Source organism: Vibrio sp. SCSIO 43140, assembly GCF_023716585.1.
Lineage (GTDB): Bacteria > Pseudomonadota > Gammaproteobacteria > Enterobacterales > Vibrionaceae > Vibrio > Vibrio maritimus_B.
Window position 1 is genome coordinate 212,527 of sequence record NZ_CP071850.1, and the last position, 24,513, is coordinate 237,039.

Consider the following 24,513-nt stretch of genomic DNA (forward strand, 5'->3'; position numbering starts at 1 on the left):
TCCAGTTATTCTTTGTGACATCAACTAACGAATAGCAACACTCACAGCCTTGGCGGGATTTCTGTCAACGCATCGCTGAAATTAATTCGTTATGAATCAATACTCTTTCGAAAAATGCTGAAAAAAAGTGCAGTTTTTTGAAATTAATGTGACCTGTGTTAGGTCGTATTGGGTAAGAGATGAGTATCAAATGAAAACAAAAAGCGATACCAAAACAAAATGCTAATTGTTACTAGTATCATTTAAATTTGATTTTATTTTAATACTTTTTAGGTATCCCTCCGTAGTAAAGGGGGAGTTGGTTGAGCGTTAGGTCGTTGTGCGTTCACCGAATGTTGAGCACTTAACGGTGCTACTTTATGAGGTGTCATTATGAAAAAACTACTATCAATTGCAGCAATCTTTGCGATGGCTCCGGCTTTGGCTATTGCAAGTTCGGATAATCTATACGGAAACGGCGGGGTGCATACTGAGTTCTTCGAAACTAAAGCGGAAGCGATGGCAGAAGCGAATCGTATTTCTGAACAGCTGTCAGCCAAGCCGTCACACGAACTGGCATTTGTACTTCGTACGCCAATTAACAATCTTGACCGCAACAGCTTAGAGATTGTTGAAAAAGACGTATCTGTAAATATGGCACCTGGTTCAGATGGCGCAACCATGTACCAAGGTGTTGTTGACGTGGAGTATCGTTTCTCACGTTATAACTAATATTTGATTTCGCTAGCACGAAGCAAGGTCGCTGCATATGCAGCGGCCTTTGTTATTACGTGTGGATAAGGTTATTGCTTGTAGATTAGTGGTCGTGAGCCGCGCCAGCGCCTTTCGGATAGCGAATCGATTCCACCATATCTTGCACATCTTTCGGTACTTCTGCCGTAAACTTGTTAACCACAATGGATACAGTGAAGTTTAGACACATACCAAGCGTACCAATACCCTCTGGGCTGATACCAAACAACCAATTGTCTGGTGTGCTTGCCGCAGGGTTGATGAACTTGAAGTAGATGATGTAAGCCGCAGTAAACAAGATACCTGAAAGCATACCTGCGATAGCACCCTCTTTGTTCATCTTCTTATAGAAGATACCCAAAATAATAGCAGGGAAGAAGGATGCGGCTGCCAGGCCGAAGGCGAATGCAACAACCTGAGCCACGAAGCCTGGTGGGTTGATGCCCAGGTAACCGGCACCGATAACCGCGGCGGCGGCACCTATCCGAGCGTACATGAGCTCCTGCTTATCGGTCATATCGGGTTTAAAGCCTTTCTTGAGCAGATCATGAGAGACCGCCGTCGAGATAACCAATAGTAGACCCGCTGCTGTTGATAGTGCTGCGGCTAAGCCACCTGCTGCGAGCAGTGCAACAACCCAGTTAGGGAGTTGAGCAAGCTCTGGAGAGGCCAATACGATGATATCGCGGTTGATCTTCATCTCGTTGCGCTCATCGCCTGAGTAGAACATACGACCATCGCCGTTCTTATCTTCCCAACCAACAAGGCCTGTGCTTTCCCAGTTCTTATACCAGCTTGGTGCCTCTTCTGCTTGTACGCCTTTCATGTCTGGACCATTGATGGTGTCGATCATGTTAACGCGCGCGAACGCTGCGACTGCTGGTGCTGTTGTGTAAAGAAGCGAGATAAAGACGAGTGCCCAACCTGCTGAAATACGTGCATCTTTTACGCGAGGTACAGTGAAAAAGCGAATAATAACGTGTGGTAGACCTGCTGTACCCACCATTAGCGCCGCACAGATGAAGAAGACGTCAACCATACTCTTAGAGCCGTCGGTATAGGCGGTAAAGCCGAGCTCCTCGGTCAGTCCATCGAGTTTATCGAGCAAGTAGGTTTCTGACCCTGTCAGCGTCGAACCAAAACCAACCTGTGGCAGTACCGAGTCTGTCATCATTAGTGATGTAAATACCGCTGGTACCAAGAAAGCGAAGATCAGTACGCAATATTGAGCAACCTGAGTATAGGTAATCCCTTTCATTCCACCCATTACTGCGTAGAAGAATACGATGGCCATACCGATAACGATACCAAGGTTGATGTCTACCTCTAGGAAGCGTGAGAATACAACACCTACACCACGCATTTGACCTGCTACATAGGTAAAGGAAACGAAGATGGCACAGAATACCGCTACCATACGCGCTGTTTTTGAGTAGTAACGATCGCCAATGAAATCTGGCACGGTGAACTTACCGAACTTACGTAGATAAGGGGCTAAGCAAAGTGCAAGAAGTACGTAACCGCCAGTCCAACCCATAAGGTATACCGCACCATCGTAACCGATGAATGAGATGATACCTGCCATTGAAATGAAAGATGCTGCCGACATCCAGTCAGCCGCTGTTGCCATGCCGTTTGCCACAGGGTGAACACCACCACCGGCAACATAGAACTCACTGGTTGAGCCAGCACGAGCCCAGATCGCGATGCCGATGTAGAGCGCAAAGGTAATACCGACAAGAATAAACGTCCAAGTTTGAATATCCATTTTAAATGCCTCTTAGTCTTCCTGTACGTTGTATTTCTTGTCGAGCGCATTCATGCGAGCAACATAAACAAAGATCAGAGCAACAAAGGTGTAGATTGACCCTTGCTGTGCAAACCAGAAGCCGAGTTTGAAACCACCAAACTGGATTGCATTAAGTGCGTCAACAAATAGGATGCCTGCACCGTAAGACACAAGGAACCAGATTGCGAGTAGCGAACCCATGATTCCTAGATTTTCCTTCCAATAGGCTTGAGCTTGTTCTGATGATTCGAACGCCATGGCCTTCTCCTTTATCGTGTGTGTTAACGTATTGTTACGTTTTATAAGGTAGCAGGGTGAAGGCAAGAACTCAGTGCAACTTTAGTCGACTGTAGAAAACAAGAAAGCGCCATAGATACAGGCGCTTAAAGTGGTTTGGGTGGAAAAGTGTGATGTTAATCTGATGTTAAATTAGCCAAAGGTCTAACATCTATCGATAAATCTAGATATAAAAGTCTTTGATTCCCTGCAATAAGTTACTTACTGCGACAGCCGCAAGGATCAACCCCATGACTCGGCTGATGATAGCGGCGCCCACATTGCCTATCCACTTTTGAATCGTAGTAGCGCCGAGCAGTAGCATCAGGGTGATGAGCAATACCGCAAGCATTACTAAGGCGGTAATACCTTGATCCATAAAAGAATGTCTATGGTTGTCAGTGAGTAATACGATAGCCATCATCGCGCCTGGTGAGGCGATGGAGGGTATCGCGAGTGGGTACACGGCGAGATCAGAGAGCTGCGATCGACTTACCTCTTGTCCCAGTTTGGTTTCTTCTTCTGGCTTGCTCTCTCCAAAAATCATGGTTAACGCAAACAGCAGTAATACGAGACCACCGGCGGCTTGAAAAGCCGGTAGGGGAATCTGCATCGCCTCTAGCAATAATTGCCCCGCGATTAAAAAGAACAGCAACACACCAGTTGCAATGGCGACCGCTTTTAAAGCGACGATGCGACGATGTTTGGTATCGAGGTGTTGAGTTTGAGATAGGTAAACGGGTACAGAGCCAATCGGGTCGATGACAGCCCAAAGGACGACGAATTGCGTAACAAGAATACTGAGCAAGGGTACCTCCCAGAGTTTGATGAAACAGAGGGATAAAACGCCTAGCTATCTGATTAACATAAGAAATGACTCAGAAATAGGCGCCACTATTATTTATCGTATTGTGGATGGTATCAACGTAATTGTGAATGCATTCACACTCAGTTACATAATAGCAGCTCGATCAACTGTCGGACTCTGTTTGCTGCAACAAGATCACCGCTTGAGTGCGGTTTTTAACCCCTAGCTTGCGGAAAATCGCCGTCATGTGCGCTTTGATAGTCGCCTCTGAGACATTGAGATCGTAAGCAATCTGCTTGTTGAGGAGACCGTCCGACAGCATGCCCAGTACTTTGTATTGCTGCGGAGTGAGGGTGGCAATTTTCTCTGCAAGATCATTACTTTCGTTGCTGTCGACAAGAAGTTCTGCAGGGAAGTAGGGTTCGCCTTCGAGCACTTGGTTTAGTGCACTGATCAACGCGCGCATATCGCTTGATTTTGGGATAAACCCAAAGGCACCGTGCATTTTGACCTGTGAGACAATGCTGGTCTCTTCGCTGGCAGAAATGACGACGATAGGAATATCAGGATAGTCGGCACGTAGGTGAATCAGTCCAGACATGCCGTTGGCCCCCGGCATCTTGAGGTCCAACAAAATAAGATCGGGCTCTTCGCTTTTCTCGAGCAAGCTGAGTAACGACTCCAGCGAGTCAGCTTCCAGCAAGTTCGCGCCACTTATCGCCATATGGACAGACTGAAATAGTGCATTTCTAAACAGTGGATGGTCATCGGCGATAATGATGGTATAGCTCGGTTCCATAGTGTCTCAATTATTTTGCGAAAGTGTTAATGCTATTATTGATTCAGTCTGATGTTTGGACAATTAAATCAATACAAAACTCTGAGCAGAATCGACTTTTTAGCTATGACTCTGTAAACAACCGCTTTACAAATCGAGCTGCTCACTATTGGATGAGCGCATGTTGAGTTAAGTGCTGCAGAAAATCATCGGCACCAACAAAACCGGTTAAGCGAGCATGAGGAATGGGATTACCTTGTGCATCCCAAAACTCAATAGTGGGTAGACCTAACACGTCCATTGACTTAAGTAGCTCTATATCCTGTGGCTGATTACGAGTCACATCTGCTTGCAGCAGGACAAAATCACTCAACACAGGCTCAACATTAGGAGCGTGGAAGGTGTATTTCTCAAACTCTTTGCAGGCTACACACCAATCCGCATAGAAATCTAACATCACTGGCTTACCCGCCAACTTCGCTTTGTCCAACTCCGCTTGTAGCTCGGTCGTGTTGTTGATTTGAACAAAACTAATCGTGACCTTTGAAGCTTCAGCACCGCTAGGATTACCAAGCCAGTGATTGAGCAGTGGCTGCGCTGAGGCAAACAGGCCTAATATGGCAATAATTCCCACGCAGCTCTGTTTCCAGCCTCCAAAAGGCAATGCGTTCTTTTGATGGTAGAGCCAGCTAAAGGCAGCAATCCCTAGCCCAGACCACAGTACACTGCTCCAAAATTCGGGTAGTAAGCGCTCAAGCAGGAAAATCGGGGCAGCGAGCAGAACAAAGCCAAACAACACTTTGACACGCTCCATCCAGTTACCCGCTTTCGGTAGCAATTTATTACCAAACACCGCCGCTGCGATAAGCGGAATGCCCATACCCAACGCAAGCGCATACAGAGCAATACCGCCCGTCAACAAATCACCACTTTGCGCGACGTAAAGCAGTGCTCCCGATAGCGGCGCTGTGGTGCAAGGTGAACACACTAATCCCGATATTGCGCCCATGGCGAAGACACCGAGCAAGTTACCGCCCTGTTGCTTGTTGCTGAGATTATTGAGCCAAGTCTGCACCCCGCTTGGTAGCTGAAGCGTATATAGGCCAAACATAGAGAGCGACAGCGCAACAAAGAGTGCACTCAACCCGATCAACACATAAGGGTGCTGCATTGCCGCTTGAAACTGCATACCCGCAGACGCAACCACCAGACCTAGTAAGGTATATGTGAGCGCCATACCTTGCACGTACACCAGTGAAAGAATAAGCGCTTGTTTGTGACTGCGTTTACCACCGCCAAGCACAATGCTGGTCAAAATCGGGTACATAGGGAGCACACAAGGTGTAAACGCCAGTCCGATACCAAGCAACAAGAATAACGCAGGTGTCCACCAGTTCTGTGCCAGTTTATCGGTTAGGTCACCATTGGATGGGGCGGCTGAACCAGATTCAGGGGTACTTTGTTTTGACTGAGCGTTGGAGTTTTGAGGTGCAGGCGCAATAGATTGTGATGTCGTTTGCACCTCTTGAGCGGCATCAAAGCTAAATGGTGTGATATCGATGATGCGAGTCTCAGGCGGATAGCAAAACCCCGCTTTCGCACAGCCTTGGTATTGGACAATCAATCTCGCGCCATCTTGATATGCCGTTAGCGGTACTTCCACGAACAGTGGTTGAGTATAGATGTTTACGTCGCCGAAAAACTCATCATTATAGGGCTCGCCATCCTCCATCGTGATATCACCCAATGTGACGTTTTCGCCACTGAACGACAGGCGCTCTTGATAGAGGTAGTAGTCTTGTTTTACTTGCCAATCAATGAATACACGATCGCCTTGTTGGTAGGCGTTCATCGGAAAGGCTTCATCTACCGGTACGAACGTGTTCGGTGAGCTCGGTGCAAAAGCGGAGCTTGAACTACTGTTACCAAATAACGCCCAGCTTGGTAGGGAGAAGGTAAATAGAGAGAGCAGTAATAGATGAGTGAATATCCGAGTCATAAAACGCAACCAAGCCAAAACAATATATTGAGGTTATATGAAGTTAAGACAGGAAGATAGCGTCAAATGTTTCATCTGAGATAAAAAAAGAGCAGCGTAAAAGCTGCTCTTTAATGATATTGCGAGTTGCAACTGAGTTTAGCCGATCAATAGACCGCCAAACGCGAATCCAAGCGCCACTGCGGTAGCAATAGTCGTTACACCCGGAATGAAGAATGGGTGGTTAAACACGTAGTTACCGATTCGCGTCGAACCTGTGTCATCCATTTCAACCGCAGCCAGCAGAGTTGGGTAGGTTGGCAATACAAACAAGGCACTTACTGCAGCAAAAGAGGCCACTGCGGTTAGCGGCGCAACACCAATAGCTAGAGCCGCTGGCATAAGAGCAACCGTCGTTGCACCTTGCGAGTAAAGCAGCATTGACGCGAAGAATAGCACCATAGCAAGCATCCATGGGTAATCTTCAAGCAGCGCACCAGCAAGCTCTTTAATACCGTCTACGTGAGCGTTAACAAACGTCGAGCCTAGCCATGCCACACCAAGCACACAAACACACGCTGTCATACCAGAGCGGAATGTCGCCGCTGACGGGATTTTCGATGCATCAATCTTAGTGACCAGGGTAATCGCCGCAGCTGCAGCAAGCATGACGGTCATAATGGCTTCGTTTCGACCCAGAGCAGGATCTTCGATAAGGCCGATTGAGCCAGAGATAGCCGCGGCGTAGCACACAACAAAACCGATAGCCGCGAGGAAAATGTACGTCGCCGTTTTCGCTGTCGGCAGGATGTTACGCTCTTTTGCGTCGCTTAGCTTAATCAGACCTTGCGCTAGACGTTCTTGATAGACTGGGTCGTCTTTTAGTTCGCTACCCATAAAGTTGGCAACAAATGCACCGACCATACAGGCAATGAATGTGGTTGGAATGCACACCGCGAGCAGTGTTAGGTAGTCAACGCCCATTGGTGCTAGCATCGCAGCAAACGCCACGACGGCTGCTGATATAGGTGATGCAGTGATCGCGATTTGCGAGGCAACAACGGCGATAGAAAGCGGGCGAGAAGGGCGCACGCCTTGACCTTTCGCAACTTCGGCAATGACGGGTAGGGTAGAGAACGCGGTATGACCGGTACCTGCCATCAGGGTCATCAAGAAAGTCACGATGGGTGCGTAAAAGGTAATTCTTTCTGGATGTTTACGAAGGAAGTCTTCAGCAATTTGTACTAACCAGTCCATACCGCCAGCAACTTGCATTGCCGCAATCGCGGTAATCACTGACATGATGATCAAGATTACATCAACAGGGATGTAGGCTTGACTGGTCGGTACGCCGAGTACCAATGATAGGGCAATTACACCAGCACCGCCGGCTAAACCAATTCCGATACCGCCAATACGTGCGCCTAAATAAATAAACAGCAGTACGACGGCAAGCTCTATAGCAACCATAATCAATCCTTTTTGCGTTTGTCCCTGTCCTGAGTGTCACAGGGGGACTTAGTAAAATGTATAAGGGGTATAATTTCGATAAATGAGAATAAGTTACTAAAAAGGCTTCCCTTAAAAGGGAAGCCTTTGAATGTCATTACTCGTAGCGCTTGGCTTTATACTGAGGTTTCATCAGATTGTCTACAGAGAAAATGTCATCTAATTCTTCTTCTGATAGAAGCCCACGCTCAAGTACCACTTCTTTGACGCTCTTACCTGTTTCAGCACAGATCTTACCAACAATATCACCCTCGTGGTGACCGATGTATGGGTTTAGGTAAGTCACGATACCGATAGAGTTGTACACGTAGCTTTCACACACCTCTTTGTTGACGGTGATGCCATCGATGCACTTGTCTCTTAGGTTGATACAGGCGTTTTTAAGAATATCCAGCGACTCGAACATGCTTTGCGCAATCACTGGCTCCATAACGTTGAGCTGAAGCTGACCACCTTCTGCGGCAAACGAGACCGTATTGTCGTTACCTAGCACCTTAAAGCACACCTGGTTGACGACCTCAGGAACCACTGGATTCACTTTCGCTGGCATGATTGACGAGCCCGCTTGCAGCTCAGGCAGGTTAAGCTCGTTAAGACCCGCACGTGGACCAGAAGAAAGCAGACGCAGGTCGTTACAGATCTTAGACAGTTTCACCGCAAGGCGCTTAAGTGCACCGTGAGTCATTACATACGCGCCACAGTCAGACGTCGCTTCGATAAGGTCTTCGGCTGGCACGCACTCAAGACCCGTCACTTCAGATAGGTGTTTAACCGCAAGTTCTTGGTAGCCGTGAGCTGCGTTTAGACCCGTGCCGATGGCTGTCGCACCGATGTTCACTTCTAGCAATAGTTTTGATGTGTATTCGAGTGCACGAATTTCTTCGTTTAGCGTCACTGCCCAAGCATGGAACTCTTGGCCAACGGTCATAGGTACCGCATCTTGCAGCTGAGTACGACCCATTTTTAGAACAGTAGAGAACTCTTGGCTCTTCGCTTCGAACGCGCCTTTTAGATATTCAATGGCATCGATAAGCTTTTGTACGCTGTTGTAAACCGCGATACGGAAACCCGTCGGGTAAGCACAGTTTGTTGATTGGCTCTTGTTAACGTGGTCATTTGGGTTGATGAACTCATACTGGCCTTTCTCTTTGCCCATCAGTTCTAGTGCCACGTTGGCGATGACTTCATTGGTGTTCATGTTAACCGACGTACCCGCGCCGCCTTGGAACACATCTGAAGGGAATTGATCCATGCACTTGCCCGTTTCCAAAATAACGTCACAGGCTTGGATGATAAATTGTGCGACATCTTTAGGGATTACACCTAACTCTTTGTTTGCTAACGCCGCGGCTTTCTTGGTCATGACCATACCACGAACAAAGTCGGGCACATCAGAAATGGTCACATTTGAGATATTAAAGTTTTCGATAGCGCGAAGCGTGTGGATGCCGTAGTAAGCATCGGCCGGGACATGACGTTGACCTAATAGATCTTCTTCAATACGAGTGGCTTGAGAAGCAACATTGTGCTCAAGGGTAGTTGTCGCCATATTTTGGATCCTTAGAGAATAGTTCTGCGTTATTTACAGTTTATTTGCCAAATCTGTTTTAAGAATCCATTCGCCAGAATAATTGGCTAGTTATTACGTCCTGACTTATGGGGTACATATTACTCAAAGTGGCACATAAAAATAGTAGCCAGATCACCTTTTTCACCGAATTATTGCACAAGTTATCAAAGTCATCGTGAGATGCGATTTCCCTCAAAAAAATTAATGGAATTACTGAGGTTATTTATAGTTTGAAAAACTAATTTTGTGCGATTAACGGTTGAATCTGAGTAATTTATTTGTGGTTTAGATAAGGGTAGGCGTAAACTGACAGCAAACCAAGGAGGACAGCGTGTTTCCGATACTGTTATTACTATTTATTTTTGTACCGATCATTGAAATCGGACTGTTTATTCAGGTGGGTGGCTTTTTAGGGCTTTGGACGACCATCGGTCTAGTGTTGCTCACTGCCGTGGTGGGTGCGTCTTTGGTTCGCAGTCAGGGCTTGCAAACCCTGATGTCAGTGCAAAGCCGTCTGCAGCAAGGTGAAATGCCTGCGCAGCAGATTGTTGAAGGCGTGATGCTTGCCGTCTCTGGCGTGCTCTTGCTTACTCCTGGCTTTATGACTGACGCAATGGGGATGCTGGTGCTGCTTCCTGCTCCAAGAGCCGCGATTGCCAAATATCTAATGAGCAAAATGGTGGTGAAAACCATGTCGGGTGGTTTCCACCAACAAGGCGGTTTTCATCAAGACCCATTTCAGCAAGACCCCTTTGATTCTCGCCGTGGTGACCAGCAGGGTGGCAATACCTTTGAGGGTGAGTTTGAACGCAAAGATGATGACGACCGTAATAAGCTGAACTAATGTTTTTCAATCGTCTCAGGCTAACTCGTCGTCGCTGGAACACGGTACTTATCGTCGCCATCACCTTTTTTATGTTGTTGGTGTCGGCGCCGACCTTGATTAAGCAGTACCTACTGGAACCTAGCGCTCATATGGGACAAGGGTATGTATTAGACCCTACCGCGGATCCCATAGAAATTAATTACGCAGGGATCCAGTTTTATCTGCAAAACGGTGTATGGCGAGCGATTCCTGAAAAGTGGGATGCGCAGGCCTCGAATGTTATAGAGCGTTGGCGTGGAATCCGAGGTACTCCGGTGGATGCAGAGACCTACCAAAAGCTGCGACCAGCGTTTGAGGCGTCGATGACGATTGAAGTATGGTATCAAGATATTGAAGAGCCGCAGCGAGTCACCGCCTACCCGCTCAACAAATTTTGGCTACTTAGCACCTTTGATAGCCAATGGGTGGCAGTCAGCTTCGACAATAATCAACTTTTGCCTGAGCGCACTCAGTAATCCATAGAGTGAATCGGCAACACAGCGTGTGAATTATGCCAGAGTTACCAGAAGTAGAAGTCTCTCGTCTGGGCATCAGCCCCCATCTTCTCGAAGAGACCATCAAAGAAATTGTGGTCCGTCAGCGTCAGCTTCGCTGGTGGATCCCCGAGGCTATCCATGAACTGCATGGTCAGCCCATCATATCGATACGCCGACGCGCGAAATACTTGCTCATTGATACTCCGAAGGGGACGGCCATTGTTCATCTAGGTATGTCAGGGAGTTTACGCGTGCTTGATAACCCGCCAACCCCGGAGAAGCATGACCATGTCGATCTGGTGCTCAGCAACGGCAAAGTGATGCGCTATAACGATCCGCGTCGCTTTGGGGCTTGGTTATGGTGTGCACCAGGAGAGTCTCATGAGCTTTTGGACAACTGTGGCCCGGAACCTTTGACGGATGAATTTAATGCCGAGTGGATGAGCGAGCGCGCTAAGAATAAGCGTGTTGCGATCAAAACCTTCATTATGAATAATGCCAATGTTGTCGGCGTCGGGAATATTTACGCATGCGAGTCCTTGTTTAGCGCCGGAATTCTTCCAACCACACCAAGCTACAAGATTAGCCTTGAACAATGGGAGCGACTGGTGTCTGAAATTAAGTTAGTGCTTGAACAGGCCATAGCGCAAGGCGGAACGACGCTGAAAGATTTCTCTCAGACGGATGGAAAACCAGGATACTTCGCCCAGGAGCTTCAAGTATACGGTCGCTCTGGCGAGCCTTGTCGCCTTTGTGGTAATGAAATCAAAGAGATGAAGATTGGCCAGAGAAATACTTTCTTCTGCGATGCTTGCCAGAGTTAATGGTGGGTGATGACGATAAAAAAGCGCTTGTCGTATCGGCAAGCGCTTTTTTAGTACCTGAAAGCTAAACTCTCTAGTGGTTATCGTAGATACGTTTACCATCTCTTTGAGTTTCAAACAGATACAAGTTCCACATGTACTGCTCTGGTTTGTCACGTAGCAAATCTTCAATCGCTTTGTTCATTGCGCGTGCATCTTGCTCTTCATCGCCGGTTGGGAAATTGTCGATGGCAGGAAGAATATGCACCTCGTATTTGCTGGTTTGGTCGTTGTAAGCGGGCAGCACTGGTACCACTTTAGCGCGCGACAATCGCGACATCTTACCGAACCCCTTTAAGGTTGCCTTTTCGGCGGCAAAAAAGGGAACAAATACCGAGTTTTGTGGACCGTGGTCTTCATCTGGAAGCCAGTAGCCGATGTAGCCATCTTTAATCGAGCGCACAAAAGGTTTGACTCCAGCACTGCGAGCAAAGATTCGACCGCCATATTGCATACGCTGGACGTGCATCAGCCAGTCACCGATAGGGTTGTTCTGCGGCTTCATGATAGTCGCGACTTTGTGCCCTTGCGCAGCGAGCATAACCGCCGGATAGTCGACGGCCCAAGCATGCGGCGCTAGGATGATGACATTCTCACCTGCCTCAAGCAGTGGCATTAGGTTTTCTTCGCCAATCATCACACCGCGCTTTTGGTTGTGCTTGGTCGAGCGCACCAAAAACTCTGAATAGCCAAACAGGTATTGACCCGCTTTGGCAAATGTCTCTTCGACAATGTGTTGAATCTCTTGCTCGCTCTTTTCTGGAAAGCACTTAACTAAGTTAAGTCGAGTGCGCCTTACCACGCGACCATTCTTGTTGACTATGATGCCAGAAATATAGCGTGCAAAGCGGTCTCTAGGTTTAGCGGGAACAAAAGCTAGAAAGACCGCAAGGAGAATACCTAGCCAGGTTCCCCAATGCTTAGGGTGTAAAAACGCCCACTGGAAACGAGGGTCATAGAGGTTCTTATCGATGTGTTCTTGGTTGCTCATAATGCCTACTCGTTACAGGTAGCGAGAGTTAGTTTTGGTGTGATCAGGCAGAGATTTGAATCGCTTGTGCATCCATAACCATTGCTCTGGCGCGCGCAGAATGATTTTCTCTACGTATGAGTTCATCAGCGCCGCAGCCGCTACTTCATCTTTCTTTGGGTATTCATCTTCGATAGAGATATCAGCCATGATCTCATATTTACCGTCGGCATTTCTAAAGCCAGAGCCAGGCACAATGGCACATTTACTGGTGTAAGCCAAAATACTGGTCCCTGTCGTAGTACAAGCTTCTTCTACAGCAAAAAACGGTACGAAGACTGACTTGTTATGACCGTAGTCTTGATCGGGTAAGTAGAAGAGTCGGTGACCCTGGCGCATGACACGGATCATAGATTTTAGATCGGTGCGATAGATAAGCTTGTTGCCATTACGGGTACGACCGCGATACTGGATGAACTCGTAAGCGGGGTTGCTGTGAGGACGATAAGCACCGTAACCCGGAAGGCCAAGCACAGCAAACGCACGCGCAGTGATCTCTAGGTTGAGCGCATGGACACAACAAAGCAGTACGCCTTTACCGTTCGCTTCGTGTTGCTCTATGGCACTGATGTCTTTGGCAATAAGAATACGCTTAAAGCGCCATGTAGGCCAAAACCAAGTAATGCCCGTTTCAATCAGGGCCATACCAGAGTTTTTGAAGTTCTCTTCGACGAAGGCGTCAATCTCTTGCTCAGTCTTCTCGGGAAACGCCAGCTCTAAGTTGCGGCGAGCGATTTGCGCGCGTTTGCCACCAAAGCGCATACCGAACTTACCTAGGCCGCGCCCCATTTTGTAAAGCACAGCATAAGGTAGAAGGTTGACGATAAGCGCCAGCAAACCAAAGCCTATCCATACTCCCCAGTGCTTTGGATGCAGCAGTGAGAGTGTGAAGTCAGGTTTTTTATCTATTTTCATTAGCGTTATTGCAATTGTAGTTTTAGCAACGACCAGTACTCGTCAAAGGTGGACGTTGGAGTGTATTTAAAATCAGAACGTACGAAGCGATTTAAACTGCCTTCGACCTGCCCCAGTAATTGTGCGGCAAGGATCTTTTCATCGACAGGGAAACTTTTGCCTTCACGAATTTTGCGCTCGCGCAAGATTTGACGCAAAGATGTCTCAATTCTTTCATAAAGCTGATTAATTCGGTCACGTAATCGTTCATTCTCAAACATTAGAGCATGGCCAGAGAGAATGCGACTCAAACCTGGATTACGCTCAGAAAACGCCAAAATTAGTTGCAACACCATACGAATGCGGGTCAGGGTGTCTTTTTCTTCATCTAAGATACGATTGATGCGAGACATGAGCGATTCTTCGATAAACTCGATGAGCCCTTCAAACATTCGTGCTTTGCTTGGAAAATGACGATAGAGTGCCGCTTCAGACACACCCACTTGCTTTGCAAGCTTTGCGGTCGTGATGCGAGATGTGCCTTCGTTGGACTCTAGCATCTGAGCAAGAGCCTGAAGGATCTCCTCTTTTCGGTTCGACTTTCTCGTAGCGGACATAAATCCTATTCCTTTTGATTACTGCATGCCTAAATCAGCACGATAACGCCCATTAGTGAATCTGTTAGTGTACCCAAGCGCGTTTTATCTACACAGTTCAACATGCTAAATGGTTGAAGTGTGTAACAATCTATCTCGCAGGGCTGGCGAGCATAGGGTGGGGTTTGCACGATGTCCGTTTGACATCGCGCGGGACCCATAGGGATTAAGCGCTGGCTAGCTTAGCTGAAATGCACTCTAGAATAGCGCGACCTAGATCGGTTTTCTTCGCGCTACCAAGGACTTGCTGACCGCCTTGCCAGTACACGGTAATCGCATTTGAGTCACTGTTAAAGCCTTGACCTTCCACTGAGACATCATTTGCGCAAATCATATCCAGATTCTTACGTGTTAGCTTACCTAAGGCGTAAGTCTCGACATCTTGCGTTTCTGCGGCAAAACCGACGGTGAAAGGGCGATGCTGAGTAAGGGACGCCACATCAGCAATGATATCTGGATTTTTCACCATCACGATCTGCATATCATTGTTGTCGGCCGTTTTCTTGATTTTTTGAGTAGCCACATCGACAGGGCGATAGTCGGCAACAGCCGCACAGCCAATAAAGATGTCGTGCTTGGTTGCCGCTTCAAGTGCGGCTTTATGCATCTGCTCAGCACTGACGACATCAATACGTTTCACATTAGAAGGTGTGGATAGTGAAACCGGACCTGCAATCAGCGTGACCTCTGCGCCAAGTTGGCTCGCAGCCTCGGCAAGTGCGAAGCCCATTTTTCCTGAGCTATGGTTAGAGATGTAGCGCACTGGGTCAATGGCTTCACGAGTTGGGCCTGCTGTAATCACAACGGATATACCCGTCAATGGTTTTGGTCCAAAGAACTGCTCACAGCGCTCGACAAGTTGCATTGGCTCCAGCATTCGGCCAGGACCGACGTCGCCACAAGCCTGTTCGCCTGCCGCTGGCCCCCACACCATCATGCCTCGACGGGCAAGGGTTGCGATGTTTTCTTGTGTCGCGACATTGCGGTACATCTGTTGGTTCATGGCCGGAGAGACGGCAATCGGAGCGTCGGTGGCTAGGACAAGTGTTGATAGCAAATCGTTACCCATGCCAGCGCTCATGCGTCCAATAAGGTCAGCGGTCGCTGGAGCAAGCAAGACAAGATCGGCCCATTTCGCCAGCTCAATGTGTCCCATGGAGGCTTCTGCGGCAGGATCGAGCAAGCTATCTGAGACGGGTCTGCCCGACACCGCCTGCATGGTGAGTGGCGTGATAAACTCCTTTGCAGCTTTGGTCATCACCACTTGTACCTCAGCACCGCGCTCGATGAGACGCCTGGTGAGTTCCGCACATTTGTAGGCGGCGATGCCACCACTGATGCCAAGTAGTATTTTCTTACCCGCTAACGTTTGCATAGCTTGCTCCTTACATTTTTCTGCGGCTAAGATAGCAAAAGCCATGCTCCCTCGCTACTGCTGCCATTCATGCCGTGATTTCTCGAACGCTATCAGACAACACAATTACATAATAAAGAGGGAAGACTCCCAGCTTGTCTTTTAGGTACTTTTCGCTCTTTCTGTATTAGGCAATAACACGGCACCTATTTCTGTTTTCTTCTATATATGACTATTAAACAGCTTCCCAATGACTCTATGCCACGAGAGAAGCTTTTGATGCGTGGCAGCCAGGCGCTTTCTGATGCCGAGTTGTTGGCGATATTTCTACGAACCGGAACCAAGGGGTTGAACGTCATTCAGCTCGCAGACAGGCTTTTGACGGAGTTTGGTTCACTACGAGCCCTATTCTCGGCATCGAAAGAGGAGTTTTGTCATCACAAGGGGCTAGGGCTTGCGAAGTTCGTGCAGCTTCAAGCGGTGTTAGAGATGAGTCAGCGCTATTTGTCAGAAACGCTTAAACGTGGTGATAGCCTCAACAGTCCGGAACAGACCAAGCTTTATCTGATGTCTATATTACGTGACCGTCAGCGAGAAGCCTTCTATGTTCTGTTTCTCGATAATCAAAATCGGGTGATTTCAGATGAAGTGATGTTTGAGGGAACCATTGATGCCGCATCGGTCTATCCGCGTGAGGTGGTTAAGCGCGCTCTGCAGCATAATGCAGCGGCATTGATACTGGCTCATAATCATCCGTCGGGTATCTCAGAGCCTAGCCAAGCAGACCGAAGGATCACAAGACGGCTCAGCGATGCACTGGGATTGGTCGATATTCGTATCTTAGACCACTTTGTTATTGGCGATGGAGAGGTGACCTCTTTCGCTGAAAGAGGCTGGATTTAGCTTTTGAAACAGTAGAAAGCGTTTTTTATTGTAATAACTGTGAGACAGAGCTTTTGTTTTGGTGATTTTCTGCTATGATTCGCGCACTAAATTATCAACCAACATCAGCTCAAAGTGAAAAAGATCAGCAAATCCTTAAAAAAGGATCTGTTCGGGTCTTGAGCAATGCATGTCAAGTTAGTATAATGCGCGACCTTTGATAGCCTTGTATGGGTACTCCATAATGGTTATGGCCTCTTATAATTGAGGTTCGGCCACCAAGGTTGATATCGAGCTGAAACGATTTGGAGAAGACATTCATGTCCCGAGTATGCCAAGTAACTGGTAAGCGTCCTGTAACGGGTAACAACCGTTCACACGCACGAAATGCTACCAAGCGTCGTTTTCTGCCGAACCTACAAACTCATCGTTTCTGGGTAGAAAGCGAAAAACGCTTTGTTAAACTACGTCTAACCGCTAAGGGTATGCGTATTATTGATAAGAAAGGCATCGATGCTGTTCTTGTTGATATCCGCGCTCGTGGCGAGAACGTATAAGAGGAATTAAGCAATGGCTAAAGGCATTCGTGAGAAAATTCGTCTAGTATCTTCTGCAGGTACTGGTCACTTCTACACAACTGACAAGAACAAGCGTAACATGCCAGGCAAATTTGAGATCAAAAAGTTTGATCCAGTTGTTCGCCAACACGTTATGTACAAAGAAGCTAAAATCAAGTAATTGATAAGCATCTGCTTGTAAGTATTGAAAACCCAGCCTCGGCTGGGTTTTTTATTGCCTGAAAATCAGGCTCGGTTAACGCTGTCGCTAAAAAGGGCTTAAACCGCCCCTTCAAAACCAAACTGTCGCCACGCTTCATAGGCAATAATCGCTACCGCATTGGATAGGTTTAGGCTGCGCGCATCTGGCATCATAGGAATACGAATACGCTGTTCCATTGGCAGGCTTTCAATCACTTCTGCGGGCAGACCGCGGGTTTCTGGTCCAAATAGCAATACATCACCTTGCTGGTACTTCGCATCCGTGTGATGGCCAGTGGTTTTTGTTGTACAAGCAAATAAGCGGTAGCTCGGATTGTTCTCTTCAAGATAAGCAAGAAACGCTGCGTAGTCTTTATGGCGCTTTACACGAGCAAGGTCATGATAGTCGAGACCGGCACGACGGACCTTTTTCTCTTCTAAATCAAAACCAAGCGGTTCGATAAGGTGTAGGTTTGCACCACAGTTGGCACAAAGTCGGATGATGTTTCCGGTATTAGGAGCAATTTCTGGCTCGTAGAGGGCGATATCAAACATAGTGGGTGTCGACTCATACTAAATAATGGAATGAGTATACCCGAAGAGCAAAAAGAACGTCATCCCTAAGACTATCGTGCACCTTAAGGCTGCCGTCGTCCTCAAAATTATCGTGACCTCAAAAGCTATCGTCATCCCGCGGAGGCGGGGATCTACCTAAAGCGTGCACCAAGCCTCAAGTAGATTCCTGTGTGCGCAGGCGCGCGGCTAGCGGAATGACGACGTTCTCGAGTACGTCGTACCTAAAATTATCGTCATCCCCGCGCAGGCGGGGATCTACTCAAAGCGCGCACCAAACCTCACGTAGATTCCTGTGTGCACAGGCGCGCGGCTAGCGGAATGACAAGACATTATGTCTTTCGAGATTACAGCTTATCCGTCACCGCCATCGTTGCCGCCACCATATCATGACCAAACTTAATACTGCGCTCAGGCGACCAGCCATATAAAGGATCTGGGTAGTTGTTGTTGTCTTTAAACGGCATTTCAATGGTGTATGACAGGCAGCGGAACTGCTCTGCTACCCAGTTTGAACCAACGGTCAGGTTAGCCTTGCCCGGTTCATCTTTATCATAGCCGTAGTCGTCTTGGAACTCAGGAGTAATGGTGAGTAGCGCTTGTTTGAACGCATTCTCAAGCCCTGCGTGACGCTCGTCGTAAGAAGGGATGCCTTCAGAGCCTGCTGCAAAGTTGTAGGGGATCGCTTCATCACCGTGGATGTCTAAGAACATATCGACACCTGTTTGCAGCATCTTCTCACGAACCAGGAACACCTCTGGACTTTTCTCCATCGAAGGAGACTGCCATTCACGGTTTAGGTTTACACCAACCGCATTCGTGCGCAGGTGGCCGCGATTTGCGCCATCTGGGTTCATGTTTGGTACCACGTAAAGTACGGCTTTTTCTAGCAGCGCTTGCGCCGTGGTGTCGGTTTCATCGACAAGGCGCTGAATAAGGCCTTCCATAAACCACTCTGCCATGGTCTCACCAGGGTGCTGACGCGCGATAACCCAGATATTCTTCTTACCTTCTTCTGGCTCACCAAAGGTCAGTAGCGACATGTCATTGTTATCTAGTGTGTGGCCTAGGGTCTCTAAAGTGCAGTGGTGCTCGGTTTGCGCCATGTGTAGAAGGTCTAGGTGACGGTCGTAGGAGTACGGTGCAAAGTAGGCAAAGTACATCGAACCACGCTCAGGAAGGACGTGAAAGCTTAAGGTATCACCATCGAACTCGGATGGGATGCGGAACCATTCTTCTCGGTCGTAAGAAGCAACGACGTCATAGCCCTTCCAACCTTCAGGGTAGGCAGACTTAGCGAGGTCAAGGATCTTAATGGTGTGAGACTGTTCAGCCTGAGTTTCTAGTCGGAAGTGAAACCATTGATAGAACTCAGACTGGTTGTCGTTTTGTATTTTTAGCTGGATATCGTCTCTGTTTTCAATGCTGACAACCTCAATGTTGCCACTCTCGAAATTACTGAAGATCTTCATCTGCTTGATTCTCTTATTCTATGTTGAGCATGAGCCGAGAGGCTACCACAAAGAGTGTAGAATCAATATCGCTGAATTGCTGATTTTATAGCGGCAATTCAACGTGCATTTTTAAGCCACCGAGCTCACTGCGTGAGGCGTTAATTTGTCCACTGTGTTGAACGATAGCGCTTTGCGTGATCGCCAGACCAAGACCCGTCCCCCCAGAGTCACGATCGCGTGCGGTAGAGACGCGATAGAAAGGTCTAAAGATATCTTCAAGCTCGTCATCAGGCACACCAGGACCATCATCCTCTACGATGATGTTTAGCATCTCTGATTGCTGATAGACGGCGATGTTGATCTCTGATTCGCTATAGCGAATGGCGTTACGAACGATATTCTCGATAGCGCTCATAAGAAGCTTCGGGTTACCGACAATGGAAACGTCAGGTATCTCGGAGAAGTGCAGCGCTTTACCCACTTGTTCAGCCTCAAACTGAGCGTCACTGAAGATCTCTTCCCAAAGGCTGCTTGCTGGTTGGCTTTCTCGCGTGACGTGACTGTCAGTACTCATGCGCGATAGTTCGAGCAGTTCACCTATCATCTGTTCTAACCGCTGCGCCTCGGTATCAATACGTGTAAGCTCTGCACTTTCTCCTTGCTTACGTGCCGCGAGGCCTGTCGCCATTCTAAGGCGCGTAAGTGGTGAACGAAGCTCGTGAGAGATATCAGAGAGCAGCCGCTGCTGACCTGAAATCATTTGATTTACGGCCAGCACCATTTGGTTAAAGCTCTGACCGGCTTGTCGAAATTCCGTCGTACCGGTTTCTAGGTCTGGATCTGGCTTGAACTCTCCATTGGCGACCCGTTTGGCGGCGCGCTCAAGGCGTCTTGCAGGCTGGCTAAGCGCCCAGGCAAGCCACAGCAGTAGCGGTGTACTGACTGCCATCACCACGAGCAAAAGCTGGAACGGCTTATCAAACATACGGAGCAGAAACGGTGGTGGCTGCGTCCAGCGCAGTCCGATATAGAGATAGTAATCCTGATTCGCTAGCTCGATCGGCATCGGTCCTACAAGCATATAGCGCCCGTAGAGCTTTTGCATTGGCGTATCGAAGGCGTCAACCGAGGTGATGAAGTTTTTGAGCATACGCTCTTTGAAGTCTGTGCGCTTTTGCGTGCTCAGAATGTTGCCTTCTTGGTCGACAATAAAGAAGCTCGGTCCTTTGGATTTATGGTCTTTATTGTGCTGTCGTTCAGACTTGTCAATCTTGTAGACGATACGCCCAATATTGTCCTCACCAGCAAATTCGCGCTCAATTCTGTCGCGAACATTGGTCATCTGCCCAAGTGTTTCTCCGGAGACCTCTTTTGCCACACGAGGATCAAGGTGCGGGAGTGCCAGTACTGCAATCAGCACCAACAACATGGTAAACCAAAAGATGGCAAAAATACGACCATACAGGCTGGTGATCTTGGGCAGTTTCATCATTATTCCTTCACTAGCAAGTAGCCGCGACCACGAAGGGTCTTGATTCTAGGCTTGCCGTCTAATTTCTCGGGAAGTTTTTTTCTTAGGTTCGATACGTGCATATCGACAGCGCGGTCAAACGCAGACAGTCGCTTGCCGAGCACATCAAGACTGAGCGCTTCTTTGGTTAAGGTTTCCCCAGGCTTTTGCACAAAGTATTGCAGCAGTGCGAACTCGGTTGTAGTGAGATCGAGCAGGTTGCCCTGACAGGTTGCTTCTTGTCTTGCTGGGAAAACTTCAATATCGTCGAAACGCACACCGTCAGAGGTATTGGTCTCGGATTTGTTGGAGGTGCGTCTGAGGATCGCTTTGATACGTGCTAACAGCTCCCTATCACTAAAGGGCTTTGGTAAGTAGTCGTCAGCGCCGAGCTCTAAACCAATGACACGGTCGATCTCTTCGCCTTTCGCGGTGAGCATTAATACCGGCGTTTCCCAGCTTTCACGCAGCTTCTTGAGTGTGTCCATGCCATTTAGGCGCGGCATCATCACATCCATTAATACCAAATCGATCTCTTCGCTCATCGCTTCTAGACCTGCGAAACCATCGTTAGCTTCGGAAACATCAAAGCCCTCATAGCTGAGAATATCTTTTAATAAGCTGGTGAGTTCAGTGTCGTCATCGATAAGAAGAATGTGTGTCATATCTACCTCAGAATCTATTGTGCCCTGTAATAATAAAGCGTTAATGTCCCAAAAAAGCGATCTTTACGATTCTTTACGCTCGCTGTACGTTGCTTTACGCGCTAGCCCCTATTCTATACTCAAGCGCTGCAGAGGCAGCCATGGTATGAATCACATAAGGGTAAAGATTATGAAACTTTCAAAAAAATTGGTTATCGCTGCAACAGTTCTTCCACTCGCTCTAGGCTCAGCAAGCGCACTCGCATACGGTGGTGGTAAAGGTGGTCATCACGGTAAAGGTGGTGAGGGTATGTGCGGTGGATTCGATGGCAAGCGCATGTTCCGCGAACTTGACTTAACTGACGCTCAGAAAGAGCAGATGAAGCAGCTTCGCGAAAGCAACAAGCAGCAGATGAAACAGAAGTTTGGTGGTGATTTTGCTGCTAAGAAAGCGGAAATGCAGGCCCGCCAGCAACAAATGCAAGATTTGGTATTGGCCGATACCTTTGATGCAGAAGCTGCGAATGCTCTAGCAACGGAAATGGTTGAAAAACAAGCCGAACGTCGCGTGAAAAAGCTAGAGAAGCAGCATGAGATGATGAGCATTCTAACGCCAGAGCAAAAAGTGAAGTTCAAAGAACTGTCTCAAGAGCGTATGGAAAAATGCTTCGCGAAAATGGAGAAGCGCGCAGAGAAGTTTTCTGAAGAGTAATAGTCTAAAAGCCATCGCGGTTCGCGATGGCTTTTCTTTGGGTCCTGCGACCTGATGATTGTGAATTTCCCTTATAGTGACTTTTTCTCATTCACTTTTGTCACTATCTGTTGCGACCAAATTTGGTCGCTTTTTTCTATTTTTGTCATCAATAATCGGTATACTTGCTTTGTGTTTAGAAATAACCCAAGGACCTAACACTTAGCGCATGAAGGATAACTACGCGAAACTGGTGACAACCGCAGCATGGGCTGCAACGACGATAGCGACCATTTTGCTGATAGCAAAGGTGATCACCTGGTGGGTGACAGGCTCGGTCAGCTTACTCGCCTCTTTAATTGATTCCCTACTAGATATTGCCGCTTCAGTTATTAACTTAGTGGTGGTTCGATACTCTCTGCAACCGGCAGACAAAGAGCATACCTTTGGGCATGGCAAAGCCGAATCCCTGGCTGCGTTGGCGCAATCAATGTTTATCACCGGCTCAGCCTGCTTCCTCATTCTCAACGGTGTTGACCGCTTCTTTAGACCCCATGAGCTTAATTCTCCTGAGCTTGGCATCTATGTCAGTTTATTCGCATTGGTGCTCACGTCGGGTTTGGTAGCTTTTCAAAAATATGTAGTGAAAAAGACCGGCAGTCAGGCCATTGCCGCAGACTCTTTGCATTATCAAACCGACCTATATATGAATGTTGCAATTATGGTGGCGTTAGGACTGAGCTGGTATGGCATTGGTCAGGCTGACTCTGTGTTCGCAGTCGCGATTGGCGTCTTCATTCTGGTGAGTGCGATTAAGATGGCTTATGAAGCGGTTCAATCGCTTTTGGACCGTCAGCTACCAGAAGAAGAGCTGGTTGTGATTCGTCAGGTCTGTAATAACGTAGAAGGGGTGATCGGTGTCCATCAGCTCAGAACGCGCATGTCCGGACCGGTTCGTTTCATTCAGTTACACTTAGAGCTGGATGACCATTTACCACTGATAGAAGCACATCGCATTGCCGATCTCGCAGAAGAAAAAGTGATAGAGGCATTCCCGGGCGCAGACGTCATCATTCATCAGGACCCGTATTCAGTGGTGTTGCATGAAGAGGCAGAACAGAAGAAACAAGAGTTTTAACGCACGGGGCGTAGAGCAAGCAGCACTATGGGGTGAGGCTGAGTAGACATGGCAATGTTAAATTCAATTGTCTATTATCAATGCGCGTGATAAAAAAGTGCGATTCTGATGTGAATCAACGTAAGAGCCAGTATAAACTGTAATACTCTTACATAAGTAATAAAGTTACGTCAGTGATGTTTTGGGGAACGCGCTGACAAAGAGTAACGATAACAACAAGATTTCCGTGGGGCGCAGGTTTATGCGACCTACTTAAAGTTTAAAATTAGATTGCCAAATCGAGGGTGAGCATGATTAAGAAAATTGGTGTTTTGACAAGTGGTGGTGACGCACCTGGTATGAATGCTGCGGTACGCGGCGTGGTTCGTACTGCTCTGTCAGAGGGCTTGGAAGTGTACGGCGTATTCGACGGCTACCTTGGTCTTTATGAAGACCGTATCAAGCCGCTTGATCGTTCAAGCGTTTCTGACGTGATCAACCGTGGTGGTACATTCCTAGGTTCTGCACGTTTCCCTGAGTTTAAAGAAGTGGAAGTTCGTGAAAAAGCGATCGAGAACCTTAAGAAGCACGGCATCGATGCACTAGTGGTTATTGGTGGTGACGGCTCTTACATGGGTGCGAAAAAGCTAACAGAGATGGGTTACCCATGTATCGGTCTTCCAGGCACTATCGACAACGACATCGCAGGTACTGACTACACGATCGGTTACCTAACGGCACTAAACACGGTAATCGACGCGATCGACCGTCTGCGTGACACATCATCATCTCACCAACGTATTTCTATCGTAGAAATCATGGGTCGTCACTGTGGTGATCTAACCCTGATGTCTGCAATCGCTGGTGGCTGTGAGTACATCATTACTCCAGAAACGGGTCTGAATAAAGACCAGCTTATCAGCAACATCCAAGACGGTATTGCTAAAGGTAAGAAGCACGCCATCATTGCACTTACTGAGCTAATGATGGATGCCAATGAGCTAGCAAAAGAGATCGAAGACGCAACAGGTCGTGAGACTCGCGCAACGGTACTTGGTCACATTCAGCGTGGTGGTCGTCCAACGGCGTTCGACCGTGTTCTAGCATCTCGCATGGGTAACTACGCGGTTCACCTTCTTCTAGAAGGTCACGGTGGCCGTTGTGTTGGTATCCAGAAAGAGCAGCTTGTTCACCACGACATCATTGATGCGATTGAGAACATGAAGCGTCCAGTACGTGATGACCTATTCAAGGTAGCTGAAGAGCTGTTCTAATAGAACTTGCA

Annotated in this window: 25 protein-coding genes; 10 read left to right on the top strand and 15 right to left on the bottom strand. The window is 47.8% G+C overall.

What is annotated here, in order from left to right:
- Window positions 1-372: 372 nt before the first annotated feature.
- Window positions 373-711 (top strand): DUF3316 domain-containing protein, encoded by a 339-nt coding sequence (locus tag J4N45_RS01005; RefSeq protein ID WP_252013113.1) that lies wholly within the window; start codon window positions 373-375, stop codon window positions 709-711.
- 85 nt (window positions 712-796) lie between these two features.
- Here J4N45_RS01005 and J4N45_RS01010 read toward each other — a convergent pair whose 3' ends face one another.
- The 7 genes from J4N45_RS01010 to aspA all read right to left on the bottom strand — a co-directional run bounded on the left by J4N45_RS01010 (window position 797) and on the right by aspA (window position 9,419).
- Window positions 797-2,500 carry a sodium:solute symporter family protein gene (locus J4N45_RS01010; RefSeq protein WP_252013116.1) on the bottom strand — a complete coding sequence of 568 codons (1,704 nt, stop codon included), beginning with the start codon at window positions 2,498-2,500 and terminating at the stop codon, window positions 797-799.
- Window positions 2,501-2,512: 12 nt separating this feature from the next.
- Window positions 2,513-2,779 carry a DUF4212 domain-containing protein gene (locus tag J4N45_RS01015; RefSeq protein WP_042478618.1) on the bottom strand — a complete coding sequence of 89 codons (267 nt, stop codon included), beginning with the start codon at window positions 2,777-2,779 and terminating at the stop codon, window positions 2,513-2,515.
- Between the two features lie 202 nt (window positions 2,780-2,981).
- Window positions 2,982-3,605 (bottom strand): MarC family protein, encoded by a 624-nt coding sequence (locus tag J4N45_RS01020; RefSeq protein ID WP_042478620.1) that lies wholly within the window; start codon window positions 3,603-3,605, stop codon window positions 2,982-2,984.
- A gap of 163 nt (window positions 3,606-3,768) precedes the next feature.
- Complete coding sequence (locus J4N45_RS01025) at window positions 3,769-4,404, bottom strand: response regulator transcription factor (protein WP_252013118.1); 636 nt, start codon at window positions 4,402-4,404, stop codon at window positions 3,769-3,771.
- A gap of 145 nt (window positions 4,405-4,549) precedes the next feature.
- A complete protein-coding gene (locus J4N45_RS01030; protein ID WP_252013119.1) occupies window positions 4,550-6,382 on the bottom strand; it encodes a protein-disulfide reductase DsbD in 1,833 nt (610 codons plus the stop codon).
- Between the two features lie 138 nt (window positions 6,383-6,520).
- Complete coding sequence (locus J4N45_RS01035; protein WP_234494695.1) at window positions 6,521-7,831, bottom strand: anaerobic C4-dicarboxylate transporter; 1,311 nt, start codon at window positions 7,829-7,831, stop codon at window positions 6,521-6,523.
- Between the two features lie 136 nt (window positions 7,832-7,967).
- Complete coding sequence (gene aspA, locus J4N45_RS01040) at window positions 7,968-9,419, bottom strand: aspartate ammonia-lyase (protein WP_252013122.1); 1,452 nt, start codon at window positions 9,417-9,419, stop codon at window positions 7,968-7,970.
- 352 nt (window positions 9,420-9,771) lie between these two features.
- Between aspA and J4N45_RS01045 the strand changes: the two genes are divergently transcribed.
- The 3 genes from J4N45_RS01045 to mutM are packed head-to-tail and all read left to right on the top strand — an operon-like array spanning window position 9,772 to window position 11,626.
- Window positions 9,772-10,284 (top strand): FxsA family protein, encoded by a 513-nt coding sequence (locus tag J4N45_RS01045; RefSeq protein WP_252013124.1) that lies wholly within the window; start codon window positions 9,772-9,774, stop codon window positions 10,282-10,284.
- Window positions 10,284-10,781, top strand: a complete 498-nt coding sequence (locus J4N45_RS01050; RefSeq protein WP_252013125.1) for a hypothetical protein — start codon at window positions 10,284-10,286, stop codon at window positions 10,779-10,781. The genes J4N45_RS01045 and J4N45_RS01050 overlap by 1 nt, the downstream gene beginning before the upstream one ends.
- 35 nt (window positions 10,782-10,816) lie before the next feature.
- Window positions 10,817-11,626, top strand: coding sequence for a bifunctional DNA-formamidopyrimidine glycosylase/DNA-(apurinic or apyrimidinic site) lyase (gene mutM / locus J4N45_RS01055; RefSeq protein ID WP_252013126.1), 810 nt, complete (start codon window positions 10,817-10,819; stop codon window positions 11,624-11,626).
- Window positions 11,627-11,699: 73 nt separating this feature from the next.
- Here the strand turns inward: mutM and lpxM are convergent, their stop codons facing one another.
- From lpxM to coaBC, 4 genes are all read right to left on the bottom strand, one after another.
- The gene (gene lpxM, locus J4N45_RS01060; protein WP_128648820.1) at window positions 11,700-12,656 is read right to left on the bottom strand and encodes a lauroyl-Kdo(2)-lipid IV(A) myristoyltransferase; all 957 of its coding nucleotides are present in this window, start codon (window positions 12,654-12,656) and stop codon (window positions 11,700-11,702) included.
- A 12-nt stretch (window positions 12,657-12,668) separates the two neighbouring features.
- Window positions 12,669-13,610, bottom strand: a complete 942-nt coding sequence (locus tag J4N45_RS01065) for a Kdo(2)-lipid IV(A) acyltransferase (protein ID WP_252013127.1) — start codon at window positions 13,608-13,610, stop codon at window positions 12,669-12,671.
- 5 nt (window positions 13,611-13,615) lie between these two features.
- Window positions 13,616-14,206, bottom strand: coding sequence for a nucleoid occlusion factor SlmA (gene slmA, locus J4N45_RS01070; RefSeq protein WP_042478631.1), 591 nt, complete (start codon window positions 14,204-14,206; stop codon window positions 13,616-13,618).
- Window positions 14,207-14,411: 205 nt separating this feature from the next.
- Window positions 14,412-15,620 carry a bifunctional phosphopantothenoylcysteine decarboxylase/phosphopantothenate--cysteine ligase CoaBC gene (gene coaBC, locus J4N45_RS01075; protein ID WP_252013128.1) on the bottom strand — a complete coding sequence of 403 codons (1,209 nt, stop codon included), beginning with the start codon at window positions 15,618-15,620 and terminating at the stop codon, window positions 14,412-14,414.
- 207 nt (window positions 15,621-15,827) lie between these two features.
- Here coaBC and radC point away from each other — a divergent pair, with 207 nt between their 5' ends.
- The 3 genes from radC to rpmG all read left to right on the top strand — a co-directional run bounded on the left by radC (window position 15,828) and on the right by rpmG (window position 17,219).
- Window positions 15,828-16,502 (top strand): RadC family protein, encoded by a 675-nt coding sequence (radC, locus tag J4N45_RS01080; protein WP_128648822.1) that lies wholly within the window; start codon window positions 15,828-15,830, stop codon window positions 16,500-16,502.
- Between the two features lie 299 nt (window positions 16,503-16,801).
- Window positions 16,802-17,038 (top strand): 50S ribosomal protein L28, encoded by a 237-nt coding sequence (gene rpmB / locus J4N45_RS01085; RefSeq protein WP_004728407.1) that lies wholly within the window; start codon window positions 16,802-16,804, stop codon window positions 17,036-17,038.
- Window positions 17,039-17,051: 13 nt separating this feature from the next.
- Window positions 17,052-17,219, top strand: coding sequence for a 50S ribosomal protein L33 (gene rpmG / locus J4N45_RS01090; RefSeq protein WP_002535344.1), 168 nt, complete (start codon window positions 17,052-17,054; stop codon window positions 17,217-17,219).
- 98 nt (window positions 17,220-17,317) lie between these two features.
- Here the strand turns inward: rpmG and trmL are convergent, their stop codons facing one another.
- From trmL to J4N45_RS01110, 4 genes are all read right to left on the bottom strand, one after another.
- Window positions 17,318-17,794, bottom strand: a complete 477-nt coding sequence (gene trmL, locus J4N45_RS01095; protein WP_128648823.1) for a tRNA (uridine(34)/cytosine(34)/5-carboxymethylaminomethyluridine(34)-2'-O)-methyltransferase TrmL — start codon at window positions 17,792-17,794, stop codon at window positions 17,318-17,320.
- A 365-nt stretch (window positions 17,795-18,159) separates the two neighbouring features.
- Window positions 18,160-19,284, bottom strand: coding sequence for a M14 family metallopeptidase (locus tag J4N45_RS01100; protein WP_252013129.1), 1,125 nt, complete (start codon window positions 19,282-19,284; stop codon window positions 18,160-18,162).
- Window positions 19,285-19,369: 85 nt separating this feature from the next.
- On the bottom strand, window positions 19,370-20,755 hold the full coding sequence (cpxA, locus tag J4N45_RS01105; RefSeq protein ID WP_252013130.1) for an envelope stress sensor histidine kinase CpxA: 1,386 nt from the start codon (window positions 20,753-20,755) through the stop codon (window positions 19,370-19,372).
- 2 nt (window positions 20,756-20,757) lie between these two features.
- Complete coding sequence (locus J4N45_RS01110) at window positions 20,758-21,441, bottom strand: response regulator (protein ID WP_252013131.1); 684 nt, start codon at window positions 21,439-21,441, stop codon at window positions 20,758-20,760.
- Between the two features lie 169 nt (window positions 21,442-21,610).
- Between J4N45_RS01110 and J4N45_RS01115 the strand changes: the two genes are divergently transcribed.
- The 3 genes from J4N45_RS01115 to pfkA all read left to right on the top strand — a co-directional run bounded on the left by J4N45_RS01115 (window position 21,611) and on the right by pfkA (window position 24,502).
- A complete protein-coding gene (locus tag J4N45_RS01115; protein WP_252013133.1) occupies window positions 21,611-22,132 on the top strand; it encodes a CpxP family protein in 522 nt (173 codons plus the stop codon).
- Between the two features lie 208 nt (window positions 22,133-22,340).
- Entirely contained in the window at window positions 22,341-23,249 is a 909-nt protein-coding gene (fieF, locus tag J4N45_RS01120; RefSeq protein ID WP_252013135.1) for a CDF family cation-efflux transporter FieF, read from the top strand.
- A gap of 290 nt (window positions 23,250-23,539) precedes the next feature.
- Window positions 23,540-24,502, top strand: a complete 963-nt coding sequence (pfkA, locus tag J4N45_RS01125) for a 6-phosphofructokinase (RefSeq protein ID WP_252013137.1) — start codon at window positions 23,540-23,542, stop codon at window positions 24,500-24,502.
- Window positions 24,503-24,513 lie beyond the last annotated feature (11 nt).